The organism is Legionella resiliens (genome assembly GCF_021344005.1).
GTDB lineage: Bacteria > Pseudomonadota > Gammaproteobacteria > Legionellales > Legionellaceae > Legionella > Legionella resiliens.
In genome coordinates, this window is record NZ_JAJTND010000004.1 from 1,509,845 (window position 1) to 1,523,595 (window position 13,751).

The following is a 13,751-nucleotide window of genomic DNA, read 5'->3' on the forward strand; positions in this document are numbered from 1 at the left end:
CAATACAACCCAATATGTTGGGTTTTCTGCTATAATCTAAGTAATAGTGAATAAATTTAACTCGACTGTTAATAACAATAAAAACTGCGTGGAGGAAAAATGTCCGCAATTCTTGATCCGGTAAATGATGTGCCGCAAACCAGTCAACTGGAATTGACCGCTAATGCCCCTGGTTTATTAAAAACCATTAAGCGCAATGGTAAAGTAGTAAATTATGATGATACGAAAATTAAAGTTGCAATTACCAAGGCATTCATCGCTGATGAAGGTGGTACCGCCTCTACCTCAGATCGTATTCACCAACAGATTGAAGAACTTACTCGTCAAATAACTCAAGTCTTTAAACGCCGCTTGCCTAGTGGCGGTGCAGTTCACATTGAAGACATTCAGGATCAAGTAGAGTTAGCGCTCATGCGCAGTGGGCACTACAAAGTTGCTCGTGCTTACGTATTATATCGAGAAGAACACCGTAAAGCCCGCGAAAATGAATTAAAACAACAAGCCAGTGATAGTAAAATCCTGCTAATCACAATGCCTGATGGTGAATTAAAGCCATTAGATACTGAACGCATGAACACGATTGTTCAAGAAGCTTGCCGTAATTTAGAACATGTTCAAGCAGAACCTGTTATTAAAGATGCGATGCGTAATCTTTACAATCAAGCGAAATTTGCAGATGTACATAAAGCATTAATCATGGCTGCGCGTACATTGGTTGAAAAAGAACCAAATTATACTTACGTCAGTGCTCGCTTGTTATTAGACAGTTTACGTTCGGAAGCATTGAATAAATTAGAAATTCAAGCAGATGCAACTTTTGATGAAATGAGCAAACTCTATCCTACATACTTTAAAGTGTATGTCGCCCATGGCATCAAGCAAGGAATGCTGGATGTAAAAATGGCTGATTTTGATTTGGAAAAACTCGGCAAAGCACTATTACCTGAGCGTGATATGAAGTTTAGCTATTTAAGCTTACAAACTTTATATGATCGTTACTTCATTCATGATCACGGTGTACGTTATGAGTTGCCTCAAGCATTTTTCATGCGTGTTGCTATGGGTCTAGCAATACGCGAGCAAGATAAAGATGAAAAAGCCATCGAGTTTTATCAATTGCTGTCATCATTTGATTACATGTCATCAACACCTACTCTGTTTAATTCAGGAACTATTAGACCTCAATTATCCAGCTGTTACTTAACTACAGTCCCCGATCATTTGGATGGTATTTACAGTGCAATTAAAGATAATGCCCTACTTTCAAAATATGCAGGGGGGCTAGGTAATGACTGGACGCCAGTACGTGCTATGGGCTCACATATCAAAGGAACCAATGGAAAGTCACAAGGTGTAGTTCCCTTCTTGAATGTTGCTGACGCTACTGCAGTTGCAGTAAACCAGGGAGGTAAACGTAAAGGGGCTGTTTGTGCTTACCTGGAGTGTTGGCATAAAGATGTCGAAGAGTTCCTCGAGTTAAGAAAAAATACTGGCGATGATCGACGCCGTACCCACGATATGAATACTGCATTATGGATACCCGATTTATTTATGGTACGTGTACGTGAAAATGGTGATTGGACTTTATTCTCGCCTGATGAAGTACCTGATTTACATGATCAGTATGGTAAATCTTTTGAAACGCTTTATCGCGATTACGAAGAAAAAGCCCGTCAAGGCCTTATCAAAAACGCAAAAACACTCTCTGCAGTTAAACTGTGGCGTAAGATGTTATCAATGCTTTTTGAAACTGGCCACCCATGGATGACCTTTAAAGATCCTTGCAATTTACGCTCACCACAACAACATGCGGGTGTTGTTCATAGTTCTAACTTGTGTACTGAGATTACACTCAACACTTCAGAAGAAGAAATCGCCGTATGTAATCTGGGGAGTGTTAATCTTCCTGCACACATCAAAAAAGGCAAGCTGGATACGGAAAAATTAAAACGTACCATTAGAACTGCTATTCGTATGTTGGATAATGTGATTGATATTAACTATTATTCCGTACCTCAAGCGCGTAACTCCAACTTGAAACACAGACCTATTGGCTTAGGCCTCATGGGTTTCCAGGATGCATTATATGAGTTAAAAATTGATTATGCTTCTCAAGAAGCAGTGGAATTTGCTGATTCATCCATGGAGTTAATTAGCTATTATGCAATTGAAGCTTCTTGTGATTTGGCTAAAGAACGAGGCAGTTATTCCAGCTATGAAGGTTCTTTATGGAGTAAAGGCATATTGCCAATTGATTCAATTAATCTGTTACAACAATCCCGTGATAAATATCTGGAACAAGATCGTTCACAACGCTTGGATTGGGAAAGCTTACGCATCAAAGTTCGTACACAAGGAATGCGGAACTCCAATGTGATGGCAATAGCACCTACCGCGACTATTTCTAATATCTGTGGTGTAGCTCAATCCATTGAACCTACGTACCAAAACTTGTATGTGAAATCCAATTTGTCAGGCGAATTTACTGTGATTAATCCCTATTTAGTTGCTGATTTGAAAGCATTGAATCTTTGGGATGAAGTAATGGTCAATGATTTGAAATACTTTAACGGGAGTGTCCAACCAATCAGCCGCATTCCTGCTGAATTGAAAAAACGTTATGCAACTTCTTTTGAAATGGACCCAATTTGGTTAGTGGATGCTGCTTCTCGCCGTCAAAAATGGATTGATCAAGCACAATCACTTAACATCTATATGGCTCAGCCATCTGGTAAGAAATTGGATCAACTCTACATGCATGCATGGACACGCGGACTAAAAACTACTTATTACTTACGCAGTTTAGGTGCATCCAATGCTGAAAAATCAACTGTGACTGATGGAGCACTCAATGCAGTTAAAATAGCTGAGGAGCCTAAAGTTTGTTCCATACTCGATCCAGACTGCGAAGCATGCCAATAATCAGGGGAATTTAAATGTCAGAAATAATACAACAACACGATATAATTCATCCTGGTGCAACAGGATACGAGCCCCTTGAAATGGGGGCTGCACGCATTCACGTTGATGATAAACGCATCATTAACTGTCGTGCCGACTTAAACCAACTGGTTCCTTTTAAATATAAGTGGGCGTGGGACAAGTATTTAACTGCTTGTGCAAACCATTGGATGCCCAATGAAATCAATATGAGTGCTGACGTAGCCCTCTGGAAAGATCCTAAAGGACTTACAGAGGCCGAACGTTTGATTATCAAACGTAATTTAGGATTTTTCTCAACAGCAGATTCATTGGTAGCCAATAACCTAGTGCTCGCTGTTTATCGACATATTACCAATCCTGAATGCAGACAATACTTGTTACGTCAAGCGTTTGAAGAAGCGCTGCATACCCATGCGTACCAATACGTCATTGAGAGTTTGGGGCTTGATGAAGCAGAAGTCTTTAATATGTATCGTGAGATCCCATCAGTAGCAACTAAAGCAGCCTGGGCATTACCTTTTACTCAAAGCTTAGGCGATGAAACATTCCATACAGGTACTGCAGAAAATGACCAGCGTTTATTGCGTGATTTAATTGCCTTCTATGTTATCTTTGAAGGAATCTTTTTCTATGTTGGGTTTACGCAAATTCTCTCTATGGGTCGTCGAAATAAAATGGTAGGAACTTCCGAGCAATTCCAATACATTTTACGCGATGAATCCATGCATATGAACTTTGGTATTGATGTCATCAACCAAATTAAAATTGAGAATCCGCATCTGTGGACGCCTGAATTTAAAGAAGAAATGATTCAACTCATTCGCCAAGGAGTAGCATTGGAGTATCAATATGCCAAGGATACTATGCCTCAAGGCATTTTGGGAATGAACGCAGAAATGTTTGAAGAATACCTGCACTTCATAGCGAACCGTCGTTTAAACCAAATCGGCTTGCCAGAGCAGTATCCTGGTGCCGAAAATCCATTCCCGTGGATGAGTGAAATGATGGATTTGAAAAAAGAGAAAAACTTCTTTGAAACTCGGGTCATTGAATACCAAGCCGGCGGAACTCTAAACTGGGATGATGAATAATAACTCCTACATCGAGCTCCATTATAGAACTACCTGGATTAATAGGGATTCCCTGAGAATGGGTAACTTTTGATTAGAAACGTTGATGTATGAGCCACTATTCAATAAGTAGTGCACATACTTCTACGTCCCGCGGCTTGTCCGCGGGATCCAGAATAAAAATAAGATGACATTTTTCCTTCCTATAGTAGAATCTTAAAACAGTCGAAAATGCAATTTCGACCATTGATATTAAATGCATTTCAATAAAAAATTGATTAATCTGGTACAACACATGAGGTGGCGTATGACCAAGAAAAAACAGGAAGATGATACCAATTATACTTTTTTACTCAGATGTATGGCAGCACTAACCGCTGCTGCAATAGTTACGGCAGGAGTTATTGCAGCAGTAACGTTAAAATCTGCTGCTGCAGCAACCACAGCTGCATTAGCTACGAACCCCCTGCTTGCATCGGCTTTTATTTTTACACCGATACTACCAATTGCCCTCGTTGCTATCGGACTTGTTTTTGTATTACCTTTTTTATTTTCTTGCAACAATAATACCTATACTACTGTAAGAACCACCGCTGCACCTGGTTACAGTAGTTATAGCTTTTATTCTCCCCTTTATACAACCTCCGATCCTTATTATGACGGACACTATGATACTGGCACCACCGTATACGTAAATAATGATCACTCCCATGGACATCCTAGCTCCCGGGGAGCAGAACCTAGTCATGATGACGGTCATATGCATGAGCATGGCGGCAGTCATAGACATGGTCATTTTTAATAAACCTTCCCCCAATTTGGGGGAAACTGAATCCCTAAAGCTCTTTGATTACATATACTTATTTCTTACAAAATTCATATCATTTTGATTAAAAAATCTTTTTAATTTAAATGTGCTATATTTAATCAAGTATCTTTATTTTTTAACGAAGATAAAGACTTTATGGAAAAATGTACAAGGAGGATGCACAAATGAAAAGAACACTACTCACAGCTTTACTCCTAACTGTCACAACGGCAGCCTTAGCTGATAGCGTGATCGTAACAGAAACCAAATCCTGGAAAAGTGTCCCCATCACTGTAGATACAAGTGCTCATACTTATACTACCGTTGAAGGACCAGTTCCTACAGGTGATTTTTATTATACTTATCCTGGCTACCGTTGTTTAAAAGAGAAAAGGGATATAGCTGGAGTTGATGCACTGATATTCCATGCCGGTGTAGGTGGTGGCAGTGAGATTTATTGTTATCCAGAATAACCTCAAAGATCACGCTGAATAATAGTGTAACCTGGGTTCCGCTTCGCTGCACCCAGGTTATAAATACAACGCCAATTTATCCAAGATCTTTTTTATCTAATGAGTGAGCCAATTGCATTAATTTCTGTTTCGCGATAGCTTTTGCTTGTTTTCCCGTTGAATAATCAGGCTTGGCATTATCCTCAATATATTGAGCAAACAAAATAGTACGTGAACCTTTCTCTATCCAGCCAACAAACCATCCGAGTTGCTTGTCCATATTACGTGAACCATCTGCTTTGAATGGATTACCCGAGCCTGTTTTTCCATACAGTTTCCAACCCGATGGCAAATCCTCAACAAATAGAAGATCATGAGTCATTTGCATGGAAAAATGGCTCACAGGCAGCATGTTGTGAGTCAGTTTCGATAAAAACTCGACCTGTTCTTGCGGTGAAATCTGCAATGAGCTTGAAAGCCATGCACGAACTAATCCATTATTCATACCCTTGTCACCGGAAACATTCTGATTTCCATAATTAAGAACCTGCATATAATGCTTAAATTGTTCCATTCCTAATTTTTGAGTGATCAGCTGACTGTACCAAACACAGCTGTGTTCTATCCAGCTGGTTGGATTATGCGGTTGCTTCCAAATGTCCAGCCAATCATTATACCCATCTTTGAAAGGCCATTCAGGATGAGTTTTATCAATCAAAATCCCCTTATCAAACCCCATCAAACTGATTGCAATTTTAAAAGTGGAGCAAGGCGAATGGCGCTCGGTACATCGCCCTTCTTGTTTAAGCACCACACCGCCCTCTTTAGCAATAAAACAATTATTATTTGCCAAAGCAATAGTGTTTACTGAAAGCGCAGTAATTAAAAAAACAACCCATTTTTTCATTTTATAAAACCATCCCATTGACTTGGCTGTCCCAAAGCATTTTGAAATAACTTTGTTCACTGTTTACCAGTTCGTTAAAAGTACCTTCTTCAATAATCATCCCACCTTCCATTACTACAATTCTATCCATGTGCCGAATAGTAGACAATCGATGTGCGATTGCGATGACCGTAGCATTATTTTGTTCCAACATGTCATTAATCGATTGTTGAATCTCTTGCTCAGAAAGTGTATCAAGACTTGAGGTTGCCTCATCAAGAATAACAATTGATGCATTTTTTAAAAATGCTCGTGCAATTGCAATGCGTTGGCGCTGACCTCCTGAAAGTTTCACCCCACGCTCGCCAACCAGTGTATTATATTTTTCAGGAAGAGATTCAATAAACTCATCGATATTCGCCATCGCAGCTGCGCGTTTAATCTCTGCAAGAGTCGCATTTTCTTTTGCATAACCAATATTCTCACCAATAGAACGATGGAAAAGCATAATATCCTGGGGAATAAGTGCTATTTGTTGACGCAAAGAATCCGAGGTAATCTCTAAAATGGGTTTATCATCAATTAAAATTTGCCCTGAAGTAGGCCTGAAATTTTTTAACAGTAAGGAAACCAATGTCGATTTACCAGCACCCGAATGGCCAACCAGCCCAATTTTCTCACCAGGTTTGATTAGCAGATTAAGATTTTTAAATACAGCAGTTCCTGCATTATAAGCAAAGGAAAGCTGCTGGAATTCAATTTTACCCTGGGTAATCTGATATTCTTGTGCGTTGGGTTTATCCACCTCATCATGAGGCATCGATAAAATACTGAACGATGATTTGAAATCCCCCATTTCTTTTAAAAAATTACAAAGACTACTCATGAGCGTCCATAAATCAAAAGAAATGGTAATGGCTGTCAGCATAACAAACAGGAAATCCCCAGTAGAAATCTTCCCGTGGGTACGCAGGTAAATCATAAATATAAAAACAGCAATCAACATGAACCAGTACAGTACTGATCCGATCATATTAAATTTAAAGTCATACCGATAAAGAGCAATTTGACGAGGCACAAAATCATCGGACATCAACTCATGAACACGCCGATGTTCAGCGCGTCGTTTAGCGAAATAAAACAGAGAAAAAATATTGGTAATATTATCTGAAAAGCTACCTATGACTTGATGTTTGCTCTCAGCCATATGATTAGAGAGCTGATTCAGTTTGAGTGCCATAGGTAACATAATTGCCATAACGAGCACGCACCAGGCTAGCATGAAACAAAACACACTGAAATTGACAATCAACAAAACAAAAACAGAAACAACAACCACACAAAAGTGCTTTCCTACAATGTGATGGATATTGGCAAAAACACTATCATAACCATCTAAAAGGCCTTTTAATTTACTAATTACCGTACCACTGGGCGTATTTTGAAAATAGTTATAGGAATGATGTTGCACATAATTGTAAGCAGATGACAATAATCTTTGCCGCGCATAAGGCTCCGCTTTCCACTCTGCAAAATCACTAATTCGCCAAACAACATCCAACACAATTTGTGCAGTAATAAATAATGCCATAGGGAACACTACCTGTTGATATGAAGTGATTGTTTCACTGGAAAACGCATCAACCAGTAGTTTAAAAGAGTAATTATTGGCAAAAATATAAAACGCAGTGAGCACTGGTGCCTGAAGCATTAAGACATACCACCAACGATAAGGCTTAATGACCTGCCACAAAAAATTCCACGCTGAATGAAATGGATATTTTAAATCCGACGTGTTCATCATATTGCTCAAAGTAAAAGGTCGATAAAGTATACCACAATAAGGCTGCAATATGCTTATTATTAACTCATTTATTATGAATAATTGAAAAATGAAAACCTTGTATTTACCACCTTAGAAGTTGTTATTTTCCAATGATGACGGTAGACTTACGACGTCAATCAAAAGTCCCGGTGGCACAGCTGGATAGCGCAGCCCCCTCCTAAGGGGCAGGTCGGAGGTTCAAATCCTCTCCGGGACGCCAGTGAAATCAATATGTTATAAAGTTAAATCTTATTTTTAAAGCAAAAATATTTTTCTTGGTACCTATATAGGTACCTAAAAATGTCTACTTGATATATAAGTTAACGCCATAGTCATGACTATAGAATGAAATCATTAATCAATTTTTTAAAATGTCTCTTTAAAAGCAAAAAAATGTTACTAGTTCGGAAAAATACAATGTCCACACCTGAAAATCCAACAATCCTCGACTTAAAAAAAGTTAAAACAGCTTTTCAAGAACATGAAGCCCGGTTTTATGAATTACGAGGACATATAATAAGCTGCGCTAGAAAAATTAAAATTTTTATGCTCATAGTCGATTATAAACAGAAAAGCACGGCAATGTATGGTGAACCCTTCTGGGGATGGCTTCAAATGGAAACAATATGTCCGGAAATAATGCTATCATGCTGCAGGCTTGCAGAAGGCCTTTCTAAATATATTTTAGACTTCTTAAAATTAATCCTTCCTCAGGATTTAGCTATCGCACTCATAAAAAATAGTCAATTAAAACAAGGTACTAAGGCTTTAAACAAAACAGCGAAAGAATTCGAGCTTTTCAGAAACAAACGCGCCGCTCATATTGAATGCATAGCCATTAGCCCCATCACTTTTGACATAAAGATACTATATGATAATTTAGGCACTATTGATTCGTCCCTAGACTATATCGCTCATTTTTTAGTGAATCCTCATCTAATAGCCGAAGAACGTTGGGATGTCTATAAAATAGGCGAATCACAAGATTTAGACAACTTGGAGGAGTATTTTAATGGAGATCATGCAATTCAAGCCTGTACAAGTATTCTAAATTACCTACATCATGAAACACAGAAGCCCACATTTACAGAAATAGAGTGATTTATGTATGAATTTAGTTCAAAAGTAGTAGAAAGTTAATTAAAGAATCGATAGTAACAATTAATAATTTATAAATGGTGGTTGACTCGGGTTTTTTTTATGTATAGCTTTCGCTAAGGTTTCAAGTTCACAATAATAATAATTACTCTGATATTTTTTTCTTCTATCAGCTATTAGTAATTTAAATACTAAATAATAATATTTAAGTGACCCTCCCAATAATTCATTTACTTCATCGGAAGAAATATATTTATTATTAGCAAAATATGCGATTGTTTCTAAGAAATTTAAAAAATTATATAAATAAATAAAATCAGTGGATGCTTCTACCTTATTTTTCATGCTCAAAACTTTTTCAGCTATTTTATAAGTATGGATATTAATATCTATTTCCTTTTCATAAGTCAGACAATAAAACTCATGAATAATAGCTCTAGCCCTTAATATTTCTGGAGAACCAAATCGCTCATCAATTCTTAGTAAAAAATCACCTGTACTAGTTTTATTTAGGTTTTTAAATTGTAACCAACCCGCACACACGATAAAAAGGGTTAAAAAAATTATAACAATATCATTCCAGTCGCTAACGTGATTTTGTCCTATTTTAGTATGAAAAATATCGTAATATCGTCCTTCGCCTATCATAATTATTAAAAATATGGGAAAGCCAAAAATAATAATATAAAAAACAAGAGTGCCCAAAGTTTTACAGGATTTAAATACGTTTTTCTTTATTTGTTTTTTACTAAGCATAGTAAAACTCACTCAAAATTTATACAAAATATCGGCAAAATGATAAATTTCTTGAGAGTATTACAAAAAAAGATAAAATATATAAATATCAAATACCTGCATAATTAAATCAAAGAACTTTAGTGTGTTGAATTTTATTTACCCAATTATCCATATGATGCATTATTTCTGAAATTTGAACATTATCAACTGAAAGATGACCATCAGTAACAACTACTTCTTCATATAAGTAAGCTTGGAAAAAATTATATTGAGACCATATTCCTTCTCCGCTTATGGCTCTTTTTAAATCTACATTTACAAGCCAATTTCTTACTGCGATTATTGCTTTACTAACATCATTATGATGTTCTTTTATATCACACCCAGATAAGTCAGAAATGGCTTTTTGATATCTATATCGCTCACTATCCAATATAAGAATTTTTTTACAAGGAAATTTATCAGGAAATATATTTTGGCAAGCATAATCAATTCCTAGCTCAAATGGCATATTCATTCGAAAATATTCACCTTCCTCCGATGAGACCATTCTTGACAAATCATGGATGCCAAATTTTGATTCAGTTATGAGGGTTTGTATTTTATTTATTCTTATTTGTCCTGAGTCAGCACACTCGAGAGCTAACCTGGGAGTATATCTAAGATATATGGTTGTGAACAAAACTCCAAGAAAGATATCTTTATACTCATCATCAAAGGGGCAGTTTATAAAAATGTTTTTGCTGTATGCAACTGACATGCCAATAATCAACTATTTTTTATCTTTTGGGGGAAAAGGATCTTTCCCATAACTGTTTTTATTTTGAATTTTTCCATCCTGTCCGTGTATATATAACTCAGTTTTTTGATTCTTGGCAATTTGTTTACCATGCTCAACTGCTTCATCCTTTGTATTATATATTTTAGTTGCCTTAGATGAGCCCCCTTTTTTTACAGCCCAACCACCACTTGGATTTTTAACAATATGTTGTCCCGTTTTTTTAGTCATAGCTATACTCAATTGTTAATTTATAAGTTATATCGTCAAATTAATATAAATCTTTACACAATCTAATCACCTTGCGAAAGAGCATAATATAAAACAGATGAAAACTTCTCATATAATACATCTTTAAAAAAAATTAACTATCTTGCCAATATTATTTCTCAGAGCTTTTAACACTAAAGTAGAGTAGATATGTTCATGTCAACGAATGGTATGCTATAGAAAACTACCATGACTCATGGCCATGATAATTCCTTTTTCTAAGGTCCTCTAAAGCATCCAACCGCCGAGCTAAATCAGCTATAACTCTTTCTCTGCTTTCTCCTCTTTTTTCCCATACTTCCTCTATAAGAGGAATTGCCTCCTCATATTTCCCATTGATTATCAATTGATCGATATACTCATGCATTTTATTTTTCCTCAATGATTGCTTGATTATTAGCTGTATCCTCTAATCTGGATAACCTTTCATTAAGATCACTAAGGACAATATTGTTTCCATGATCTTTAATTGCTACAACTAAAGTCCGGGCTTGCTCAGGAGAAATTTCCTCATTAGCCAAAGCTCTAAATACTTCTGAGCTCATTTTGACTAACGAGCTACCATCTGTAATATCATTAGGGAATTTCAGATTCACATGTTCGTCTTTATTACCATAAAGACGGGAGCAAAGCTTGGCTGCAAGCCACTTTCTGGTATCAATACGAAGCTTAGATCTGTTGATGTGTTCATGATTGATAGTGACTCTTCCATCTTCATTAATAATGATATCGTTTGATGTGTCGTCCGCAATATCTAATATTTCATCAATTATCACTTCAATTTGATGTCTCTTTGCGCGCGCGTAAAGGTCAGAAAATTCATTTTTCATTGTTAACCAATGATAAATTGTATCATGGCTAGGCCAATGCTTATTTAATTTACAAAGTTGTTTAATGCCCTTGCTTGAGCATGAAACAACATAGCAAATTTCCTTTGCCAACTCAGGATTGTAATCTATTTTTGGTCTTCCCATGAGTAATACTCCTTCTCTTCGTCCATTATTCTGAATAGGAATTATTCTTAATCAAAAGTTCCTTTTATGAATCTTGCTACACTTCGTTAAACCTTTGCCTTGAGGAATATTCAACATATCGCTTTGGTGTTTGAGCAGGTTTTTCCAAATATTGAAGTGATTTGCTTTCAAACCAAAACCCAAATTTTCCTTCCCAATCTCCATTACGTTGCTTATCACAACACCACCAACAATCAGAATCTTCTAATTGCTTCAACTCTTTAGGGCTAAGGGACATTCCCATATTTTGCTTTTGCATTAAAGATTCTTTTTCTTTATTACGCCAAACGGTAAAGCAATTGTCTGCCAAATCACTTAAGGCTCCAGTACCTTTATTATCTAATTTTCCAGGAGGTGTTGATTCATTAGCACCTTTTCTAGGATGAATCACAATGTGAACGTGGCAATTGTATTGGTTTTTAAAGTCGCAGAGTTGCTCCATAAAGACTTTCTGGGCTTTATAATCATCTTCAGCAATATCTAATTTCATGAATGAATCAATGACAAAAACATCCACCCCATAACGCTGTCTTGCATAACGAAATACTTCAAGCAAACGTTGTGACTTCGCTGTCCCTACTAAATCAAACAACCAAAGTTTATCACCATACCAAGCATGAATAGCTTCAATATATTCACGCGAGGGTTGTGCTAATGCACCGGCTTGTTTTGTTAAACGCATGAGTAACCGTTTAGGCTTAATCTCGAGGCTTGCAATACATGCTTTGGCTCCTTGTTTCATAGCACTTAAAATAACTTGTCCAAGAAATTGGCTTTTTCCATGGCCGTTAATACCAGTCCACACAGATACCTCATCAGGACGAAACAAGATTTTACCCTTGGTCTTATTCCATGCGGCTTCATAGCCAATTAGTTTGTCTTCAGGCGGATAAAATTCTTCAATCACTTGTTTGGTGAAGGCTTGTGCAGACTTCAGTTCTTCGGGATCTAGGCTTTTTGCTTCAGTCATACATTCATGCATGGTTTCTTTCAAAACACCATGCTGTAAACACTCATTTGCATCTTTATAAGGTAACGTCATGACTCGGCAACGATGACAGCCTAAACGTTCGATAAGATCTTTAGTGGCAAGATCACCTTCATTGTCATTATCCATACACAAATAAATTTCATCGAACGCCGCTAGACGTTCAAACTCATATTCAATCCAAGCATGTTTATTACCACTCCCAGCACCAAAAGGCACAGACAGTGCAGGCAAACCATATTGCCATAAAGTCATAGCATCAATTTCGCCTTCACAAATAATGACTGAACGAGTTTGTGGTGGGATTGAATTCCAACCGAATAAGCAAGGTTCACAATTGGCTTCAACGCGCATTTGTTTTTTGCCATTGGTGCGTGCAAGTTTAAGATATTTTATAAAAATCACTTTACCATCACGCCAATAAGGGAAAGCGATTTCATCACCATGGACACCAATTTGAAAGACTTGGATCGTTGAGGGTTTTAACTGACGTTCATTTACCAAATAATTCATCAGTAAAGAGCTTTCAGGTAGGGGTACAATTTTTTGTTGCGGTTTAACAAAATGAGAGATCCTATGAGCCTCAAAATGTGGAGAAGATATACCTAAGTAGCGGGTAGCTTCTTTCATAGCTTCAGAGATCGTTAAATTGCGTGTGAGAGCCCATAGATCTAATAGATCTCCTTTGTCGCCCGAGGCAAAGTCACACCATACTCCTGCCTTATCGCTACTTAAGTGCACTTTAAGCGATGCTCCTTTCTCACCTAAAACACTACCGACACACCATTCATGACCTTGTTTCTTACCATTAGGCAATAAATAATGGCTGATCTCTTCAACACGCAGAGCAAGTTGGCGTGATACTTCTTTTGCTGTCATCAT

The 13,751-nt window shown here is 37.1% G+C and carries 13 protein-coding genes and 1 tRNA gene; 6 read left to right on the top strand and 8 right to left on the bottom strand.

Annotation, left to right across the window (positions count from 1 at the left end):
• The first annotated feature begins 99 nt into the window (after positions 1-99).
• The 4 genes from LXO92_RS12130 to LXO92_RS12145 all read left to right on the top strand — a co-directional run bounded on the left by LXO92_RS12130 (position 100) and on the right by LXO92_RS12145 (position 5,294).
• A complete protein-coding gene (locus LXO92_RS12130) occupies positions 100-2,922 on the top strand; it encodes a ribonucleoside-diphosphate reductase subunit alpha (protein ID WP_232891042.1) in 2,823 nt (940 codons plus the stop codon).
• Positions 2,923-2,936: 14 nt separating this feature from the next.
• Positions 2,937-4,034, top strand: coding sequence for a ribonucleotide-diphosphate reductase subunit beta (locus LXO92_RS12135; protein ID WP_182349842.1), 1,098 nt, complete (start codon positions 2,937-2,939; stop codon positions 4,032-4,034).
• 286 nt (positions 4,035-4,320) lie between these two features.
• Entirely contained in the window at positions 4,321-4,815 is a 495-nt protein-coding gene (locus LXO92_RS12140) for a hypothetical protein (RefSeq protein WP_232891043.1), read from the top strand.
• A gap of 191 nt (positions 4,816-5,006) precedes the next feature.
• Entirely contained in the window at positions 5,007-5,294 is a 288-nt protein-coding gene (locus tag LXO92_RS12145) for a hypothetical protein (RefSeq protein WP_182349844.1), read from the top strand.
• A 76-nt stretch (positions 5,295-5,370) separates the two neighbouring features.
• Here the strand turns inward: LXO92_RS12145 and blaOXA are convergent, their stop codons facing one another.
• Both blaOXA and LXO92_RS12155 read right to left on the bottom strand, forming a co-directional pair.
• Entirely contained in the window at positions 5,371-6,180 is an 810-nt protein-coding gene (gene blaOXA, locus LXO92_RS12150) for a class D beta-lactamase (protein WP_232891044.1), read from the bottom strand.
• A gap of 1 nt (position 6,181) precedes the next feature.
• Complete coding sequence (locus LXO92_RS12155) at positions 6,182-7,963, bottom strand: ABC transporter ATP-binding protein (protein WP_232891045.1); 1,782 nt, start codon at positions 7,961-7,963, stop codon at positions 6,182-6,184.
• Between the two features lie 164 nt (positions 7,964-8,127).
• Here LXO92_RS12155 and LXO92_RS12160 point away from each other — a divergent pair.
• Both LXO92_RS12160 and LXO92_RS12165 read left to right on the top strand, forming a co-directional pair.
• Positions 8,128-8,204, top strand: a tRNA-Arg gene (locus LXO92_RS12160).
• Positions 8,205-8,401: 197 nt separating this feature from the next.
• The gene (locus LXO92_RS12165) at positions 8,402-9,085 is read left to right on the top strand and encodes a hypothetical protein (protein WP_232891046.1); all 684 of its coding nucleotides are present in this window, start codon (positions 8,402-8,404) and stop codon (positions 9,083-9,085) included.
• 60 nt (positions 9,086-9,145) lie between these two features.
• Here LXO92_RS12165 and LXO92_RS12170 read toward each other — a convergent pair whose 3' ends face one another.
• The 6 genes from LXO92_RS12170 to LXO92_RS12195 form a co-directional block, all read right to left on the bottom strand.
• Positions 9,146-9,838: a DUF4760 domain-containing protein gene (locus tag LXO92_RS12170; protein ID WP_232891047.1), complete on the bottom strand. Its 693-nt coding sequence runs from the start codon at positions 9,836-9,838 to the stop codon at positions 9,146-9,148.
• Between the two features lie 109 nt (positions 9,839-9,947).
• Entirely contained in the window at positions 9,948-10,580 is a 633-nt protein-coding gene (locus LXO92_RS12175) for a hypothetical protein (RefSeq protein ID WP_232891048.1), read from the bottom strand.
• 12 nt (positions 10,581-10,592) lie between these two features.
• Complete coding sequence (locus LXO92_RS12180) at positions 10,593-10,829, bottom strand: DUF2188 domain-containing protein (protein ID WP_232891049.1); 237 nt, start codon at positions 10,827-10,829, stop codon at positions 10,593-10,595.
• A gap of 223 nt (positions 10,830-11,052) precedes the next feature.
• A complete protein-coding gene (locus LXO92_RS12185; protein WP_232891050.1) occupies positions 11,053-11,235 on the bottom strand; it encodes a hypothetical protein in 183 nt (60 codons plus the stop codon).
• A gap of 1 nt (position 11,236) precedes the next feature.
• Positions 11,237-11,842 carry a terminase small subunit-like protein gene (locus LXO92_RS12190; protein WP_232891051.1) on the bottom strand — a complete coding sequence of 202 codons (606 nt, stop codon included), beginning with the start codon at positions 11,840-11,842 and terminating at the stop codon, positions 11,237-11,239.
• Positions 11,843-11,918: 76 nt separating this feature from the next.
• Complete coding sequence (locus LXO92_RS12195) at positions 11,919-13,751, bottom strand: bifunctional DNA primase/helicase (protein ID WP_232891052.1); 1,833 nt, start codon at positions 13,749-13,751, stop codon at positions 11,919-11,921.

Excerpts from the sequence above, each read along its gene's own strand:
- blaOXA (WP_232891044.1), bottom strand. The coding sequence starts at position 6,180 with ATGAAAAAATGGGTTGTTTTTTTAATTACTGCGCTTTCAGTAAACACT.
- LXO92_RS12140 (WP_232891043.1), top strand. The coding sequence starts at position 4,321 with ATGACCAAGAAAAAACAGGAAGATGATACCAATTATACTTTTTTACTC.
- LXO92_RS12130 (WP_232891042.1), top strand. The coding sequence starts at position 100 with ATGTCCGCAATTCTTGATCCGGTAAATGATGTGCCGCAAACCAGTCAA.
- LXO92_RS12175 (WP_232891048.1), bottom strand. The coding sequence starts at position 10,580 with ATGTCAGTTGCATACAGCAAAAACATTTTTATAAACTGCCCCTTTGAT.
- LXO92_RS12145 (WP_182349844.1), top strand. The coding sequence starts at position 5,007 with ATGAAAAGAACACTACTCACAGCTTTACTCCTAACTGTCACAACGGCA.
- LXO92_RS12180 (WP_232891049.1), bottom strand. The coding sequence starts at position 10,829 with ATGACTAAAAAAACGGGACAACATATTGTTAAAAATCCAAGTGGTGGT.
- LXO92_RS12195 (WP_232891052.1), bottom strand. The coding sequence starts at position 13,751 with ATGATGACAGCAAAAGAAGTATCACGCCAACTTGCTCTGCGTGTTGAA.
- LXO92_RS12165 (WP_232891046.1), top strand. The coding sequence starts at position 8,402 with ATGTCCACACCTGAAAATCCAACAATCCTCGACTTAAAAAAAGTTAAA.
- LXO92_RS12170 (WP_232891047.1), bottom strand. The coding sequence starts at position 9,838 with ATGCTTAGTAAAAAACAAATAAAGAAAAACGTATTTAAATCCTGTAAA.
- LXO92_RS12155 (WP_232891045.1), bottom strand. The coding sequence starts at position 7,963 with ATGATGAACACGTCGGATTTAAAATATCCATTTCATTCAGCGTGGAAT.
- LXO92_RS12135 (WP_182349842.1), top strand. The coding sequence starts at position 2,937 with ATGTCAGAAATAATACAACAACACGATATAATTCATCCTGGTGCAACA.
- LXO92_RS12185 (WP_232891050.1), bottom strand. The coding sequence starts at position 11,235 with ATGCATGAGTATATCGATCAATTGATAATCAATGGGAAATATGAGGAG.
- LXO92_RS12190 (WP_232891051.1), bottom strand. The coding sequence starts at position 11,842 with ATGGGAAGACCAAAAATAGATTACAATCCTGAGTTGGCAAAGGAAATT.